11 protein-coding genes and 1 pseudogene are annotated in these 17,558 nt (G+C 43.2%); 9 read left to right on the top strand and 3 right to left on the bottom strand.

From position 1 onward, the window contains the following. The first annotated feature begins 41 nt into the window (after positions 1–41). The 5 genes from C510_RS0107565 (at position 42) to folE (ending at position 3,835) form a co-directional block, all read left to right on the top strand. On the top strand, positions 42–584 hold the full coding sequence (locus C510_RS0107565) for a DUF1599 domain-containing protein (RefSeq protein ID WP_018710738.1): 543 nt from the start codon (positions 42–44) through the stop codon (positions 582–584). Beyond that, the gene (locus tag C510_RS0107570) at positions 574–1,905 is read left to right on the top strand and encodes a BT_3928 family protein (protein WP_262911131.1); all 1,332 of its coding nucleotides are present in this window, start codon (positions 574–576) and stop codon (positions 1,903–1,905) included. The genes C510_RS0107565 and C510_RS0107570 overlap by 11 nt, the downstream gene beginning before the upstream one ends. 40 nt (positions 1,906–1,945) lie before the next feature. Further along, positions 1,946–2,701: a triose-phosphate isomerase gene (tpiA, locus tag C510_RS0107575; protein WP_018710740.1), complete on the top strand. Its 756-nt coding sequence runs from the start codon at positions 1,946–1,948 to the stop codon at positions 2,699–2,701. 82 nt (positions 2,702–2,783) lie between these two features. Next, a complete protein-coding gene (locus tag C510_RS0107580) occupies positions 2,784–3,245 on the top strand; it encodes an SPOR domain-containing protein (protein ID WP_025892328.1) in 462 nt (153 codons plus the stop codon). Between the two features lie 14 nt (positions 3,246–3,259). Further along, positions 3,260–3,835: a GTP cyclohydrolase I FolE gene (gene folE / locus C510_RS0107585; protein WP_081621824.1), complete on the top strand. Its 576-nt coding sequence runs from the start codon at positions 3,260–3,262 to the stop codon at positions 3,833–3,835. Positions 3,836–3,904: 69 nt separating this feature from the next. Here folE and dnaG read toward each other — a convergent pair whose 3' ends face one another. The 3 genes from dnaG to C510_RS0107600 form a co-directional block, all read right to left on the bottom strand. Continuing rightward, positions 3,905–6,076, bottom strand: coding sequence for a DNA primase (dnaG, locus tag C510_RS0107590; RefSeq protein WP_018710743.1), 2,172 nt, complete (start codon positions 6,074–6,076; stop codon positions 3,905–3,907). A 28-nt stretch (positions 6,077–6,104) separates the two neighbouring features. Beyond that, positions 6,105–6,770 carry an HAD hydrolase-like protein gene (locus tag C510_RS0107595; RefSeq protein WP_018710744.1) on the bottom strand — a complete coding sequence of 222 codons (666 nt, stop codon included), beginning with the start codon at positions 6,768–6,770 and terminating at the stop codon, positions 6,105–6,107. A gap of 207 nt (positions 6,771–6,977) precedes the next feature. Next, positions 6,978–7,979, bottom strand: coding sequence for a malate dehydrogenase (locus tag C510_RS0107600; protein WP_018710745.1), 1,002 nt, complete (start codon positions 7,977–7,979; stop codon positions 6,978–6,980). A gap of 413 nt (positions 7,980–8,392) precedes the next feature. Between C510_RS0107600 and C510_RS0107610 the strand changes: the two genes are divergently transcribed. The 4 genes and pseudogenes from C510_RS0107610 to C510_RS17745 all read left to right on the top strand — a co-directional run. Beyond that, positions 8,393–11,671 carry a SusC/RagA family TonB-linked outer membrane protein gene (locus C510_RS0107610; protein WP_244870463.1) on the top strand — a complete coding sequence of 1,093 codons (3,279 nt, stop codon included), beginning with the start codon at positions 8,393–8,395 and terminating at the stop codon, positions 11,669–11,671. An 18-nt stretch (positions 11,672–11,689) separates the two neighbouring features. Continuing rightward, the gene (locus C510_RS0107615) at positions 11,690–13,507 is read left to right on the top strand and encodes a RagB/SusD family nutrient uptake outer membrane protein (protein ID WP_018710748.1); all 1,818 of its coding nucleotides are present in this window, start codon (positions 11,690–11,692) and stop codon (positions 13,505–13,507) included. Between the two features lie 223 nt (positions 13,508–13,730). After that, the gene (locus C510_RS0107620; RefSeq protein ID WP_025892329.1) at positions 13,731–16,418 is read left to right on the top strand and encodes a TonB-dependent receptor; all 2,688 of its coding nucleotides are present in this window, start codon (positions 13,731–13,733) and stop codon (positions 16,416–16,418) included. A 41-nt stretch (positions 16,419–16,459) separates the two neighbouring features. Beyond that, positions 16,460–17,548: pseudogene (locus tag C510_RS17745) on the top strand (hypothetical protein); the annotation flags it as partial. Positions 17,549–17,558 lie beyond the last annotated feature (10 nt).

Below are 17,558 nucleotides of genomic sequence, written 5' to 3' on the forward strand. Positions count from 1 at the left end.
TCGCTGAAAAAAAGTAACTTTGCCATCTATTCAGAGAGAAGATGGAAGATACAAAACAACAGTTTGAGCATGTCATAGCAATTTGTCGGGATCTGTTCGTCAAGAAGCTTCATGACTATGGGGCTGCGTGGCGGATTATGCGTCCTTCGTCAGTAACCGACCAGATTTTCATTAAGGCAAACCGTATCCGAAGTATTGAAATCAAAGGTGTTGCGTTGGTGGATGAAGGTATACGTCCTGAATTTATTGCCATTGTGAATTATGGTATTATCGGTTTGATTCAGTTGGAACTGGGCTGTGCCGATAAGGATGATTTGGGAGAGAAGAAGGCGGTGGAACTGTACGATAAGTATGCCAACCAGGCGTTGGAACTGATGTTGATGAAAAATCACGATTACGATGAGGCTTGGCGTAGCATGCGTATAACTTCGTATACAGATTTGATTTTGATGAAGATATACCGGACGAAACAGATTGAATCCTTGGGTGGAGAAACTTTGGTTTCGGAAGGAGTGGATGCCAATTACATGGATATGATTAACTATGCAGTTTTCGGGCTTATCAAATTGGAATTTGGCGAATAACAGATTCGTTTATAAGGCTATAGGAATATGGGCGAATGTATGCCGATTTGTGTTGGCTGCAGTCTTCCTGTTTTCTGGTTTTGTGAAGGCGAACGACCCGTTGGGAACAGTCTATAAATTGCAGGATTATCTGGAAGCCTGGGGATTACCGGAGTGGAAAGATACATTGATACCGTACATCGGTTCGATGGCTATGGGAGCTTTTGAATTTACGATGGGTATTTATCTGTTGTTCGGTATCCGGCGTAGGGTGTCCAGTATACTGGTCCTTCTGTGTATGTGTTTCATGACCCCGCTGACATTGTGGCTGGCGCTTGATAATCCGATTTCCGATTGCGGCTGTTTCGGCGATGCGGTGATTTTGACAAACTGGGAGACTTTCGGTAAGAATGTAATTCTGTTGATTGCTGCGGTCAGTGCTTACCGATGGAACAGACGGCTTGTCAAATTCGTGACCGATAAGGTGGATTGGCTGATTGGCTTGTACACCATTGGTTCCATTTTGTTCTTTTCGTTGTATTGCCTGACTCATCTGCCGATATTGGATTTCCGTCCGTATTACATCGGAGCAGATATCCGTCAAGGTATGGAAATACCGGAAGGAAAGAAACCACCGGTGTATGAAACCCGTTTCATTTACGAGAAGGATGGAGTACAGAAAGAATTTACAATCGATAATTTTCCTTCGGATTCTACGTGGAAATTTATCGATTCCAAGACAATCCTGAAGGAAAAGGGATACGAACCGCCCATCCATGACTTTACAATCGTATCGCAGGAAGATGGTAGTGATTTGACGGATGAGATATTGGATGACGAAAGCTATACCTTCCTGTTGGTAGCTCCTTGGTTGAGACAGGCCGATGAGGGCGCGATGGATTTGATTAACGAATTGTATGACTATAGTGTGATACATGGTTACCGCTTTTTGTGCCTGACTGCATCCGGAGATCAGGATATTGCTTTCTGGCAGGAGAATACAGGTGCCGAATATCCGTTTGCTTTGATGGATGAAATCACGCTGAAGACCATGGTACGTTCCAATCCGGGAGTGATACTGTTGCAGCAAGGTGTAGTGGTCAATAAATGGAGCGCTTCGCAGATTCCTGATGAGTATCAGTTGCACGATGCCCTGGATAAGTTGGATATCGGGCAAGTGAACCGGAAGACAGTGACTCATAAAGTTGTTGAACTGGTGGCATGGTTCGTATGTCCGTTGCTGTTCTTCACTTTGCTCGACTTGATCTGGTTGCGGATCAAGGCGGTCCGTAAGAAACGGCGTGAAGACACAGAACGGGAGGAAACAAAAACAGCTGAATAATATAAAAGTTATCTATTAACCCTTTAAAAATAAAATAGAAATGAGAAAAAACATTGTAGCAGGTAACTGGAAAATGAACAAGAACCTGCAGGAAGGTATTGCTTTGGCTAAAGAATTGAATGAAGTATTGACAGCAGACAAACCAAACTGCGACGTAATTATCTGTACTCCGTTCATTCATTTGGCTTCTGTTACTCCGATTGTTGACAGTTCTATCATCGGTGTAGGTGCAGAAAACTGCGCTGACAAGGTTTCAGGTGCATATACTGGTGAAGTTTCAGCTGAAATGGTAGCTTCTACAGGTGCTCAGTATGTTATCTTGGGTCACTCAGAACGTCGTGCTTACTATCACGAAACAGTTGAAATCCTGGCAGAAAAAGTTAAATTGGCTTTGGCTAACAACTTGAAGCCTATCTTCTGTATCGGTGAAGTATTGGAAGAGCGTGAAGCTAACAAGCAGAACGAAGTTGTAGAAGCTCAGTTGGCTTCTGTATTCTCTTTGTCTGCTGAAGACTTCGGTAAGGTTATCTTGGCTTACGAACCGGTTTGGGCTATCGGTACAGGAAAGACTGCTACTCCGGAACAGGCTCAGGAAATCCACGCTCACATCCGTTCTTTGGTTGCTGCTAAATACGGTCAGGAAGTTGCTGACAACACTTCTATCCTGTACGGTGGTAGCTGCAAGCCTTCCAATGCAAAAGAACTGTTTGCTAATCCGGATGTAGACGGTGGTCTGATTGGTGGTGCTGCTTTGAAGGCTGCTGACTTCAAGGGTATTATCGATGCTTTCAAATAATTGAATTATAAGTTTGGGAGTCTGTATGCAGCATTGGCTGCATACAGCTCCTTTTATTTCATCTTTTAAACGTATGGTTTTCATGAAATATCTGTTATCCATTCTCTTTTTCTTCGGAGTTTCTGTCTTGTATGCACAGCAACGTAATATCATTACGGAATTGCAGACAAGGAAGGCGGGTGAAGGGGTCATTACGATTCATCAGGACTCTCAGATAGCGAATCTGGTAGGTACTGTACAGCTTTCTTCGGCTTCTGCTTCGGATGCACGTACCATCAAGACACGAGGATACCGTGTACAGGTGTATGCAGGAAATAATTCCCGTCAGGCACGTAGCGAGGCGAACCGTGTGGCCAACAAGGTGAAAGAGCAATTTCCGGATATGCCGATATATACGTATTTCCAGCCTCCCAGATGGTTATGCCGTGTAGGTGACTTTAAGAGTGTGGAGGAAGCGCATAGCGCCATGCGTAAACTGAGAGCAACAGGTGATTTTAAAGAAGTGACTATTGTCCGTGAACAAATTAATTTACCCATAGAATGATTGATACAAATTTGATGAGCTGGCCGGAAGATAAGGTGCAGAAACTGATGGAGCATTATAAAGATATTCTGACCTTGTTGGGAGAAGATGCCGGACGTGAAGGGCTGTTGAAGACTCCGGAACGTGTAGCCAAAGCGATGCTGACATTGACACGTGGTTATGCGGTAGACCCACGCGAAGTCTTGAATTCTGCCAAATTTCAGGAAGAATACAAGCAGATGGTGATTGTAAAGGATATTGATTTCTTCTCGATGTGTGAACATCACATGCTTCCTTTCTATGGGAAAGCCCATGTGGCATATATACCGAACGGATACATTACCGGTCTGAGCAAGATAGCCCGTGTAGTGGATATTTTTTCACACCGTTTACAGGTCCAGGAGCGTATGACACTTCAGATAAAGGAATGTATTCAGGAAACGCTGAATCCGTTGGGGGTTATGGTAGTCGTAGAGGCTAAGCACATGTGTATGCAGATGCGGGGAGTCGAAAAGCAGAATGCCATCACAACGACTTCCGACTTTACCGGTGCATTCAATCAGGCCAAGACACGTGAGGAATTCATGAATCTGATTCGTAGCGGATATTGACAAGTCTTCTTTCGGTAGAAACATCTTTTGCTATAGCCTTTCGTTGAAAGGACTATAGCTTTTTTTATGTCATAATTTCAAGATGACCCGGTCGCCTGCCTTTTGTGCCATCAGACTTTGGGTCTCATGCAGTTCCTTGTATCGTTGCATCATTTCCATACACCGTTGCGGGTCATTGGCGATGTTGGGGTCTGCCAGGGAGCGGAGAATCTGTGCCAGTTCTTCCTCTACAATGGACAGTTTGAAGTCGAGCAGCAAACGTGGTATCAGTTCGTAGAGCCGTTCCTCATCGGTGATGATTTTCTGCGCTTTTGAGTGATATTTGCTTAACTGATAGCGGTCGCTTACCAGGTTGGCGGCCAATTGACTGATTTCGGCTTCCGGATGGGTTATGAAATAACGTTCAGCCGAGAAACCGGTATCCTGTTCATGCCGGATGGCTTCTTCCAGAATCCGTCGGTGCAAGGCATCATGGAAGCGGATGTTGTCTGCTTTCAGGTCGCTGTCTATGAGGTCGATGACCGTTCGTGGAACCGTTTCTCCGTCTTCGGTCTCTTCGTAACAGGCTACTTTCTCCCCGTATCGAATCAGCATGCGTACCAGCTCCTCTTCTTTGGCGTAGAAGAGTTTCTTCTCGTTACCCTCTGTCGGGATGTACGATTGGTAGCTATCCGGAACTTCGGGTATGTTTCCTTCGTTCTGAGGTGGAAGTATGGAGTCTGTCGGAGGCATGTACGCCTCTGCGGGAATAACTGATTTGTCCAGAACCGGTACTTCAGTGGGAGGAGGGAAATTTCCTTCGGTGTAAGCCGGTGCGGTTGAAGTTTCGGCAGAGGAGGGTAGGGCAGGGCTTTCCTGACGCTGGGCGTTCATGTCCGTACGCTGTTGGCGGAGTTTCTGCCGTTGCTGTTCCTTGAACTTGTTTTCTCTGGCCTGTTCTATCAGTTTGGCGGTTGCTTCTACCAGAATCTTTTCTTCCATTTGCAGCAATTGGCTGCATTCGCGGATATAGACGGACCGTACGATGGCATCCGGAATGACCGAAATGCTCCGTACGATACTGGAGATCAGTGATGCCCGTTTAATGGGGTCTTTCCCGGCCTCTTCCATCAGCAGGTTCGTTTTGAAGCGGATAAAATCCACCTCATGTTCGTTGATGTAAGCCTGGTAGTCGGTAGCGTTGTGTTTGCGGGCAAAGCTGTCGGGGTCATCTCCGTCCGGTAGCAGACAGACCTTGATGTTCATACCTTCTTCCAACAGCATGTCGATACCTCGGATACTGGCCTTGATACCGGCACCGTCGCCGTCGTATAATACGGTGATGTTGTTTGTAAAGCGATGAATCATCCGGATTTGTTCGGAGGTCAGGGCTGTACCCGATGAGGCTACCACGTTCTCGATACCGCTCTGATGCATGGAAATGACATCGGTGTATCCTTCTACCAGGAAACAGCGGTCCTGGCGGACAATTGCCTGTTTGGCGAAATAGATGCCGTACAGTTCCCGGCTCTTGTGGTAGATTTCCGATTCCGGTGAATTGACGTATTTCATCTGCACATTCTTGGTCTGTGCGCTCAGCACACGCCCTCCGAAGGCCACCACTTTGCCCGACAGGGTATGTACGGGGAAGATGACACGTCCCCAGAAACGGTCCCGTAAACTGCCGTCATCCTTGCGGTAACAGAGTCCGGTTTTGACCAGGAAGTCTTCCTTGTATCCCTTGCGGATAGCTTCCTTGGCCAGCGCATCGTGACTGTCTGTACTGTATCCGAGCTGGAATTTCTTGATGATGTCATCCCGGAAGCCACGGCCGCGCAGGTAAGTCATACCGATGCGTTGTCCGTCAATGTTGTTGTAAAGGATGTCCTGGAAGTATTCGGCCGCAAACTGATTGACGACGAAAAGGCTTTCCCGCAGGCTGTGTGCCTGCTTCTCTTCTTCCGTCAGTTCACGTTCCTTGATTTCGATGTTGTATTTCTTGGCCAGCCATTTCAGTGCTTCGTAATATGAAAGCTGTTCGTGTTCCATGATGAAATGTACCACGTTACCGCCTTTGCCGCAACTGAAACATTTGCAGAGTCCTTTACTGGGTGATACACTGAACGAAGGAGTCTTTTCGTTGTGGAAGGGGCATAGACCAATGTAGTTGACACCCCTGCGGCGGAGTGTAACGAATTCGGACACGACATCAACAATCTGTGCGGCATCCAAAATACGGTCTATGGTGGCTTGGTCAATCATGATTTGAAATTTAAAAGAAATGGAATATTCAATTCTTTAGCAGCAGTGTTTCCAACTCCTGATAGTCTGCTGCCAGGTAGGTAGCTCCGGCTTCTGTCAGTTCTTCTGCGTCGCCGTAACCGTAGAGTACTCCGATAGAGTCCAGTCCTACTTCGTTGGCTCCTATGATATCAAATTTCCGGTCGCCTATCATCACGATTTCTTGTGTATCTTCAATACCGAGAGTTTGGATGATGTTACGGATAACGTCTGCTTTAGTATGCAGGGTACCCGCTTCATCTCTGGCACCAATGTAATCGAAATAAGGAGCCAGTTTGAAGTGTTCAGTTACTCGTTGAGCCATGATGATTTTTTTCGAGGTAGCAAGGACTAGCACTTTTCCGGCATCCTTCATTTTTTGCAGAAAATTGAAAACGCCTTCATAAGGTTCTGCTTCATATGCTCCCAGTCTGGCATACCGTTCCCCATAGATGCGTGTGGCCTCATGTACTTGTTCTGAAGTGAAATGATAGAAGTTCCGAAAGGAATCTTCTAAAGGTGGACCTACAAACGGGCGTAAGTTTTCCAGATCTTCTATGTTGATACCAAAGTGGCGTAACGCATGTTGGGCACAGCGTTCGATGCCTTCGCCTGATTTCATCAAGGTTCCATCTAAATCAAAAAACAAGTATCTGTAATTCTTTCCGGTAGTCATTCTTTCGAGTGTTTTTTAAGCTATAGAAACAGAGTGTATACATAGTATACTCGCCAATATGTCTGCAAAGGTAGTAAAAAGGCCGAAAAAGAATAGTGAAAAGTAGAAAAACTACCAATTACTGTCGCAGGTCTATTCAATACAATAAAAAAAGAGAATTCTCTTTGTGGAGAATTCTCTTTATATAAAAGAACCGATGTTCAATGATTATTTGATGTTCGGGTTCAGCTTGTTCCATTCAGCTACTGGAGGAAGAACGCCCATAGCGATAACTTCGTCACGCAGAGCACACAAGTGTTCGTAGCTCTTGTCCAAAGCAGCCTGTTCTTCTGCAGTGCCATTCAGTGCAGCACAGTGGCAGCCGTCAGCTGTAATAGAAGTTTCCCAAGCCATCATGATATGATCGTACTTTTCGTTAGAAACATAAGTACCTGCCGGCCAGCGGAATGCTTTACCACCCATAGCAGCACCGATCATTTCGATAGAAACGTATGACGGACTCTGGAATGATGAACGACCACGCAAAGCAATGATGTTTGCGCCACCCTTAGTAACTTTCTGCTGGATTTCAGCCCACTGTTCTTTAGTCAGAGCGTCAGTGCCGATAATGTCAGTCAAAGGTTTGCCATTAACTTTTGCTGTTGATGCAAATACGGCCATCTGTTCGCCGTGACCACCGTAAGTACGGCAGTTTTCAACAGCGTCCATAGATACACCGAAGTGTTTAGCCAGTTCGCTACGCAGACGAGTAGAATCAAGAGCAGCCAAAGTAGTAACCTGACCAGGTTTCAAACCAGAATACAGCAGAGTAATCAAACCAGTGATGTCAGCCGGGTTGAAGATAACAACGATGTGTTTAACATCCGGACAGTACTGTTTAACGTTCTTACCGAATTCTTCAGCGATAGCAGCATTACCTTTCAGCAAGTCTTCACGAGTCATACCAGCTTTACGAGCTGCACCACCTGAGTTTACGATATATTTAGCACCAGTCAGCGCTTCTTTGATATCTGAAGTGAAGGTAACGTTAACACCTTCGAAACCGCAGTGGAACAATTCTTCAGCAACACCTTCCAAACCTGGAGCGTACGGGTCGTACAAACAGATGTTAGGAGTTAAGCCCATCATGATAGCAGTCTGAGCCATGTTAGAACCGATCATACCGGCAGCACCAACAATGGTAAGTTTTTCGTTTGTTACAAAATTCATAATGCTTATTATTTAAGTTATGTATATAATGTTTGCTTTTTTCTTCTTGCGCTACAAAGATAAAAAGTTCTTCTTGAAAACCCAATCATTTAAGAAAGGAAATATCAATGGAAAAAAAGGCTTTCTACTTGATTACGGAAAAATTTCACTATTTTTAAAAGAAGCATTCTTCATTTTGCTAACAGCAGGTAGCATTTTCTATGACTTTAGAGTTTGATAAATCTTATAGGTGTATTTTGTTTTTATTGGAAAAACGATAAGCGGAAGAATTTATTCGAGTTTATAACTTGAATGTATTTCTGGGTAATTATATCCTTTTTGCATAAAAAGAGTTTCGTTTTTGTTTGTTTTTTATGAAAGATGTGCTATTTTTGTAAAAAATTAAATCTATTACTAATAATCATAAATTTTTTATGGATTTGTTCTTTTTAAGTAGAAGTTTTATTAAGCGTGCGTCGCTAATGGGAATTGCTTCCATATTAGGCTGTCCATACATTGTGAATGCTGAGGTGAAGGCAGGAAACAATGCGGTGAGTATTGTTCAACAGGCAGTGGAGGTAAAGGGGGTAGTATATGATTCTACAGGTTTTCCTGTAATCGGTGCTTCCGTGGTAGAAAAAGGTAATTCAACCAACGGTGCCATTACCGATATGGATGGTAATTTTACATTGAATGTAGCGAAAGATGCTATTATTGTTATTTCGTACATTGGATGTGAAACACAGGAGATAAAAGTTACTCCGGGGAAAATACTGAATGTGACACTGAAGGAAGACAATCAAGTGTTGGATGAAGTTGTTGTCGTTGGATATGGTGTACAGAAGAAAGTAAATCTGACAGGTTCTGTAGCTACTGTAGAAGGTGATGTTTTGGAACAACGTCCTTTAGCCAATGCTACACAAAGTCTGCAAGGTATGGTACCAGGATTGTATATTGATAATACTAATGCTGGTCGTCCGGGTGCTACTTCTTCTTTGCAGTTGCGTGGTCAAGGAAATCTATCAGGTAATGCAGCTCCATACGTATTGGTAGATGGTGTAGAGATGGATTTGGCTGATGTCAATCCCAATGATATTGAGAATATTTCTGTCTTGAAAGATGCTGCTGCATCTTCTATATACGGTGCTCGTGCAGCTTACGGTGTTATTCTGGTCACAACCAAAAAAGGTAAGGAGGGTAAAACCCGTGTCAGCTATCAGGCTACATTGGGATGGACTTCGCCGATGTCATTACCGGATATGGCAAATGCTTACGAATTTGCTACATATTTCAATAAGGCGTGTGAAAATGCAGGTATGACATTGCAGTACAGTGATGAAAAATTGGCTCAGTTGCAACAATATATGAAAAATCCCGGTGATTTGGACCCATGGGCAGAATTGACACCGGGACAATCAATGGTAGGAGCTTTTGAAAACAGTGCCAAAGGTTTGGGGAATACGAACTATTTTGATTTGCATTATAAAGATGTTGCATTCAAACAGAATCATAATGTCAGTGTAAGTGGAGGTGGTGAAAAAGCACAATATTATGTTTCGGGAGGAATGTATAAGGAAGATGGGCTGTTACGTTATGCGGATATCGGATATAAACGTTTTAATTTCAGTGCAAATATAACTTCAAAGGTTACAGACTGGTTGAAACTGAAAGTGAATACCAAATATATGAATTCAGATAATGAATCTCCATTTGGTACAGGTGCTTTGAGTGAAGGATTTTACCATTCTTTGGCTCGATTCCGTCCTACTGTAAGTGTCATAGATCCGAATGGTTATTTTACTGAACTTTCTATGATTCCTTATCTGCAAAGTGGTACAAAGGCAAATACAGAGAACAATAATTTGACCATGACAGGAGGATTGGAACTGGAACCATTGAAAGGCTGGCATATTTTCTTTGATTATACTTATCGTTACAATACACGGGATTATTGGGCTTTGAAAGTGCTTCCGCAGATTCCGAATGAGTCAGGCGATTCTTATAATCTAGGTACTCGTTCTGAAGTGGTGGGTACGGCAAGCAATTCATATACCCGTTATGATATGAATAATCAATACCAGTCGGTCAATTTGTATACTAATTATTCACTATCATTGGCTGACAAGCATAATTTTACATTCATGTTGGGGTATCAGGAGGAATATTATAAATACAGATATCTGTATGATTCTGTAACAGGTATTCTTTCTACAAGTAATCCGAGTCTGGAGATGGCCGATGGTGACCGTACTGTACGTGATACTCGTTATGCTTGGGCTACCCGAGGCTATTTCGGCCGTATCAATTATGATTATATGGGACGTTATCTGGTGGAAGTGAATGGACGTTATGATGGTTCATCTCGTTTTGCGAAGGGAAGCCGTTGGGGCTTCTTCCCGTCTGTTTCTTTAGGATGGAACATTATGCGTGAATCGTTCATGGAAAAAACTCAGGATGTATTGTCTAATTTAAAACTACGTGTATCGTGGGGATTGCTAGGTAACCAAAGTGGGGCTGCTTACTATACTTTCGCTTCTACTATGGATCCTACATCTATTGGTAACTGGTTCTTCCAGAACGGACGAGACGGTTATCTTAGTCCTGGTGCCGTTGTAGATTCAAATACAACTTGGGAAAAAGTTGATCATAAGAATATCGGTATTGATTTCGGATTTTTAGGTAATGCATTGACTGGTTCTTTTGATGTATTCCAGCGTGATACACGTGATATGCTAGGACCGTCTGTTGCATTGGCCGATTTCTTCGGTGCTGTAGCTCCAGAAACAAACAACGCTGAAATGCGTAACCGAGGTTGGGAGTTGACGTTGCAATGGAGAGGCAAAATAGGTAAGGATATCAATTATTCTATCGGAGGTTCACTTTCAGATGCGACTTCAGAGGTAACTGCTTATGAAGGAGATGGATCTGATCCTGCCAATACTTGGTATGAGGGAAAGAAAGTGGGTGAAATCTGGGGATATCGTGCCTCCGGATTGATTCAGACACAGGAAGAAGCCGATGAATACAATGCTGCTCATGATTTGTCTTATCTTAGTGGTCAGGCGTGGATGCCGGGTGATGTAAAATATGTTGATTTGAATGGAGATAAGAAAATTAATAATGGAAGTAATGTGTTGGGTGATATGGGCGATATGACTGTTATCGGTAATACAACTCCACGGTATCAATATACTGTAAACGGTTCTATTTCTTGGAAGGGGGTTACTTTAAGTATGATGTTCCAAGGAGTTGGTAAGCGTGATTGGTCACCTGCTATGAATACTTCTTATTTCTGGGGATCGGGAGCTTATGCACAGGTGACTGTCTTTAAGGAGCATCTTGACTATTGGACACCGGATAATCCTGATGCTTATTATCCAAACCCATATACAGCCGGTAATGCAGCGGTAGGAAGATATCGTGCGAAGACTTCTCAGAAGTCTGACCGTTACATGCAGAGTGCGGCTTATTGTCGTCTGAAGAACTTGACTGTCAGCTATGATTTGCCAGAAGCATGGATTAGTAAACTTCATCTGACTAAGGCACAGGTCTTCTTCTCTGGTGAAAATCTGTTGACTTTCACTAAGTTGAGTAGCATTTTTGATCCGGAAGGCTTATTTACAAACAACAGTTATAATAATTCTCTTGAGCAGGCTGGTAAGAATTATCCGATGACCAGAGTATTTTCTGTCGGAGTTATTTTAAATATGTAAAAAACAGAGAAAAAGATTATGAAAAAGATACATTTGCTGATTGTTTCAGCTTTATGTTTGGGAACGACTTCTTGCTTTGATATCAATCAAGAACCCCAAGGAGAAATTTCTACGGTAGGTGCATTTACAACGACCAGTGAAATTACCATGTACCTGAATATGTTTTATCAAGGAAGTGTTCCTGTAATGGGAGGAGGAACAGTGAATAATTCGGCCATCAAAACCCAGTCCAGCGGTTCTACCAACGGCATTGCTTTCGGAGATGCAAACAGTGATAATTTGTATCCTAATGCAATTGATTCGCGTTTGGCAGGTGAGACTTCACTGAGCAGTGCTACCGCCATGTATGACTACAAGTCGATTCGTAATGTAAATTTCTTGCTTCAGAATATCGGGAACTGTGAGGACAAAGGTTCAGAATATGAACAATGTTTGGGAGAGGCTTATTATTTCCGGGCTGCATATTATTATCATTTGTTGGTAAACTATGGTGGTGTCACCTGGATAGAGGATTTGCTTGATCCGGATGCCGGTCAGATGAAACTTCCACGAAATACCCGTACTGAGATAACGGATTACATCTTAAAGGATTTGGATCAGGCCATTACTTATTTGAATGAACAGAGTAACAATGCTTCCCGTCGTGTTCATAAAGATGTAGCACGGGCATTCAAGAGTGAAGTTGCATTGTTTGCTGCTACCTGGGAGAAATACCATCGTGCAAAGAATGATCCGTTTTATGATAAGACATTATCGGATGCCGAGGCTAAAATTCAGGATTGGTTGAATCAGGCTGTAAAGGCAGCTGGTGAAGTGATAGAACGTAATGTATGGAGCATTTATTCTACAGGCAATCCTCTGACCGATTATCGGGATATGTTCATTGATATTGACTTGAGTGATAATCAAGAGGTCTTGTGGTGGAAAGAGTATAACATTTCTGCTGGTATAGGTCATAATGTTACCTATTATTCTTGTCAGGGAGGGGGACAGGTTGGTGTATCTGCGTCGTTAGTTGATGATTATCTGACAAGAGATGGAAGACCGTTTATAGGAACCGAGAAGCTAGAGGCAAAACGTACTTATGGAGTTGAGCTGAATCCGGATTTGCGTGACCCTCGTTTGTCGCAGACTGTATTTATGCCGGGCCAACAGATGCAGAGTGATGGTACGTTATATGAGTGGCCGCCTTTGGACGCTACTAACTATCATCAGAATACAACTGGTTATTCCATGTTGAAATATGAAGAGTTCAATGCTGCAAATTCGGCTGCTTACACTACAGAAAGTCGTGGACAGGCACCTGCCATTCAGGTTCGTTACGCTGATATTCTGTTGAATTATGCTGAGGCTTTGGCAGAACTGGATGGAGCAGGAAATGCTTCAAAGATACAGGCTGCCTTGAAACCTTTGCGTGACCGTGTTGGAATGCCGGAAGTAGATTTTGACCGTGAGTATAATACGGATGTTGATTATCCTTTCCATAATTTGGACAAATACATTCAGGCTGTTCGTCGTGAACGTCGTGTAGAAAAAGCCTTGGAAAATTGTCGTTTGACAGATATTCTGCGTTGGGCTGCTGCTGACGAACTGATTGTAGGTAAGACTCCAACAGGCGCTTTGTATACGGGAAGCACTTTAGGTGAACACTTTTCAGGTATTATGACAGAAGGTTCTAACTTATGGTTGAAGGATGGTTATATTGTTTCGTTTAACAATACCAATTATCCGAATGGTTGGCAGTTTAATGTGAACCGTGATTATTTGCTGCCTATCCGTCAGGAAATGGTAGGTAGCCTAACTGGTGGATTATGGGAACAAAATCCAGGATGGTAACCAGATAGCATTTTATTTTGTAACTTATTTTATATAGAAATAGGTTAGAGTCCAGGAAGACTATATATGGTTTTCCTGGATTTTTTTATATTAAATAGTTTCCATTCAGATGATGTGTTACCCTTTCTGTATGGAAGAAATGTGGCGTAAGCGGATTGTTAACAAGATGAAATCTGTAAGAAATATTCGTGGCATATTTTTGCGGCTGTAAAAGATATAGAGCATGATAAGCACGAATAAGATGATTTTGGCAGCCTCTATGCTGGTGACAAGTCTCAGCGCGCAGGCTTTTACAGTAAAAGGAGTGGTGATTGACCGTTCGACGAAAGAACCGCTGATAGGAGCTACCGTCCAGGTTAGCGGTACTACAGTTGGGGCTATAACTGATATGGACGGACGTTTCGAACTAGACCGGATTGCTGGTGAAACTTGTACATTGGTTGTACAATATGTTTCATATAAGACCGAACAGATTCAGGTACAGAAAGGGCAGTCGCAGGAACTGGTCATTGCTTTGGCGCCTGATAATCAGCAGTTGGATGAGGTGACTGTGGTGGCTAAGAAGAATCTGGAAAATGAACGTGCCTTGATGATGGAACGTCAGAAATCAAGTGTAGCTATCGAGAACATTGGTGCCAAGGAAATGAGTGCCAAAGGCATCTCGAATGTAGAGGAAGGTGTCAAGAAGATTACCGGAGTTTCCATTGCCTCGGCAGGACAGATTATTGTGCGTGGATTGGGCGACCGCTACAGTACGACTACTCTGAACGGACTTCCCATTGCTTCGCCGAATCCGGACAACAAGTTGATTCCGTTGGATTTGTTCCCAACTTCTACTGTAAAGAATATTACAGTAAGTAAGGTGTACGAGGCAAATGCTTTTGCCGATTATTCAGGTGCACATATCGATATCGGGACGAAAGAGCAGACGGGTGAGGATTTCTTCAGTGTTTCGTTCAATACCGGTGGAAAGTTCAATACGTTAGGAAAAGAAATGTATCGGATGGACCATGAAGGAACTTTGTTTAAGACTCCTTCGCTGGATAGCCGTTTGCGGGATATGGAGTTGGCCGATTTTGAGGATTATGCTCAGACGAATCCGTTGTTTAATACCAGTTTTGATGTTTCCAGAAAACATGCATTGCCGGAGTTTGGTGGAAATGTCGGTTTCGGTAAGAATTTTGATTTGGGAAGTGGTAAGTTGAGTGTCCTTGCATCGTTAGGTGTCAGTAACGAACAGCAGGCTATGATGGATGCCAGTGTACGTACGCTGGAAGCTACCGGTACTACTCTGAATGATTTCACTTATGACAGTTATTCGAATGAACTGAAAATAGCCGGTTTGGGAAGTTTGGGATATAGTTTCCGTGGACAGGACCAGTTGAGTTATACCTTTTTTTATGCGCGGAATGCCATCGATAATTATATGCGGCGTGAAGGTTATGACTATGAAGACCATAATCTGTTGGGTAGCAACAGCGTAACACATATTTATGGTTTGCAGAATCACCAACTGAGTGGAAAACATTTCTTCGGCGATAAATGGGGATTACATTGGGGAGGTTCTTATAGCAAAACTACCAGTGATGAACCGGACCGTAGGCAGATAATGTTTATCCGGAAAGATAATACATTAGAACTGTTCAAACTGAACCGCCAGGAAACGATGCGTTATTTCGGTACATTGGATGAGAAGGAATGGGTAGGTAATCTGATGGGTGAATATAAGTTTGGTGCACAGAATAAATTGCAGGGAGGATTTACTTACAAAGACAAGACTCGCGATTATTTCTCTACCCGTTTCTATTATAACCTGAACAAGTTGAATCCGACTATCAGTAGCGAAGAAGACATCTATACACCTTCTGATTTTCTGAATCAGGAAAGTATCGAAAACGGCGAAGTTTCCATTACCCGTTCACAGCAGCCTAAGGACAGGTACTCAGCTGGAAACCGTATTTATGCAGGATATCTTCTGGCTGACATCTATCCGGTGGAAGCCTTGCTGGTAAATGTCGGACTCCGTTATGAAAGCAGTAAACAGTGGGTCAATTATGCTGAAGACGGGGGTACCTTGCAACGAAGAGACCTGAACAGCAACGATTTGTTTCCGGCCATGAACCTTCGTTATCAGTTTAATAAGGAAAACAGTCTGCGTTTTTCATTCTCACGTACCGTAACCCGTCCTTCGTTTATCGAAATGGCTCCGTTCCTGTATCAGGAATCTTATGGATCAGCTCAAATCCGAGGTAATGCCGATTTGCAGAACGGATATAACTATAACCTGGATTTGCGTTATGAATTGTTTAAGGAAAACGGAAACATGTTCTCTGTAACAGCTTATTATAAGCATCTGGAGAATCCGATCGAACAGATACAGGAACTTTCAGGTGGAGCTACAGTACATTCTTTCCAAAATGCCAGCAACGGTATGGCAACCGGACTGGAAATTGAGTTCCGTAAAGAGTTGCTTCGTGAACTTCGTTTGGGCGCAAATGCTTCGTTCATGTATACCGATGTGAAACTGCCTGAAGGTGGGGCATATACCAATACACAGCGCGCCTTGCAGGGAGCTTCTCCTTATTTGGTGAATGCAGATATAACCTATAGTCCGCGTTTTGGTGAAGACCAACAGCTGAACGCAGCTCTGGTATATAATCTGCAAGGACCCCGTATACAGTCAGTAGGTATTTCAGGTTTGGGTGATGTGAAACAGCAGCCTGTACATACATTGAATTTTGTAGGAAGTTTTACCTTCAGTAAGAGAGTAGCAGTTAAGCTACAGGTGAATGATTTGCTTAATCAGCCGGTTATCTTCAAGCAGGAGGTTCCTTCTACCGGCGAGAAAGTAGAGGTGGAACGTTTCAAGCGGGGTAGTAGTTTCGAATTGGGAATAACGTATACTTTGTAATATAAATTCAGATAACTAACTATTAATTAAAAGTTTTGTATATGAAAAAGAACTGGAAATTTGCAACGATGGCTTTGGTTGCCGGAATGTCACTGTTTGCTGTATCTTGTAGTGATGATACACCGGCTAATGAAAATGGCGGTGATAATGGGGGTAACGAAGAAACCTATGTGCTTGATAAGGATATCACAGAAAATCTGACTTTGGAAACAGGAAAGAGTTATACGCTGAATGGAGGTATTCATGTAAAGCCAGGGGTAACACTGACCATTCAGCCGGGAGTGACTCTTACAGCCAAATATGACGATAAGGTAGATTATATTCTGGTAGAACAGGGAGCAAAGATTGATGCGCAGGGTACAGCTTCTCAGCCTATCATCATGACTTCAGAGAAGAAAGAACCGGGAGCATGGGGTGGTCTGCATATCTGTGGTTATGCACATACCAACAACGGAACAGGAAGCTCTGAGATTGGAAATGCTGCATACGGTGGCAGTGATGACAGCGATAATTCTGGTATCTTGAGATATATCCGTCTGGAATATACCGGATATGCTTTCGATGAAGAACACGAAGCCAACGGTGTTTCATTCTACGGGGTAGGAAACGGTACGACAGTAGAACATTTGCAGGCTTACATGGGATCGGATGATGGTTTCGAATTCTTCGGAGGTTCGGTAAATGTGAAATATCTGGTGGCTACTGACTGTAGTGACGACTCGTTCGACTGGACAGAAGGTTGGAACGGTAAAGGACAGTATCTGGTAGCTTATCAGGCCAATGAAAATGAACTGGGTTATGCCTGTGATTGTCTGATGGAATGTGATAATAACGGTACGAACTATGCAGCATCGCCGGTAGCACATCCTGTTCTTTCAAATATTACATTGGTAGGAAACGGCAGTGACAGTCAAGGTATGCGCTTGCGTGCGGGTACCGAAGTGGAATTGTATAATGCCATTATTGTAGGAAAAGGCAAACCGCTGACTGTTGAGACGGCTGAAACAGAGAATGCCTTGAAGAATGGTACTTCAAAATTGGAATATGTAACTATCAGTGGAGAACTCTCTTCGAAAGAAAACATTTATACGAATGCAGATTTTGTCGGAATCGAAACAAATCAGACAAATGTCACTCCTT

It is taken from the genome of Phocaeicola barnesiae DSM 18169 = JCM 13652 (assembly GCF_000374585.1).
Classification (GTDB): Bacteria; Bacteroidota; Bacteroidia; order Bacteroidales; family Bacteroidaceae; genus Phocaeicola; species Phocaeicola barnesiae.

Coding starts and splice junctions, on each gene's coding strand:
- C510_RS0107615 (WP_018710748.1), top strand. CDS start 11,690: ATGAAAAAGATACATTTGCTGATTGTTTCAGCTTTATGTTTGGGAACG.
- C510_RS0107600 (WP_018710745.1), bottom strand. CDS start 7,979: ATGAATTTTGTAACAAACGAAAAACTTACCATTGTTGGTGCTGCCGGT.
- C510_RS0107610 (WP_244870463.1), top strand. CDS start 8,393: ATGGATTTGTTCTTTTTAAGTAGAAGTTTTATTAAGCGTGCGTCGCTA.
- dnaG (WP_018710743.1), bottom strand. CDS start 6,076: ATGATTGACCAAGCCACCATAGACCGTATTTTGGATGCCGCACAGATT.
- C510_RS0107595 (WP_018710744.1), bottom strand. CDS start 6,770: ATGACTACCGGAAAGAATTACAGATACTTGTTTTTTGATTTAGATGGA.
- tpiA (WP_018710740.1), top strand. CDS start 1,946: ATGAGAAAAAACATTGTAGCAGGTAACTGGAAAATGAACAAGAACCTG.
- C510_RS0107620 (WP_025892329.1), top strand. CDS start 13,731: ATGATAAGCACGAATAAGATGATTTTGGCAGCCTCTATGCTGGTGACA.
- C510_RS0107565 (WP_018710738.1), top strand. CDS start 42: ATGGAAGATACAAAACAACAGTTTGAGCATGTCATAGCAATTTGTCGG.
- folE (WP_081621824.1), top strand. CDS start 3,260: ATGAGCTGGCCGGAAGATAAGGTGCAGAAACTGATGGAGCATTATAAA.
- C510_RS0107580 (WP_025892328.1), top strand. CDS start 2,784: ATGAAATATCTGTTATCCATTCTCTTTTTCTTCGGAGTTTCTGTCTTG.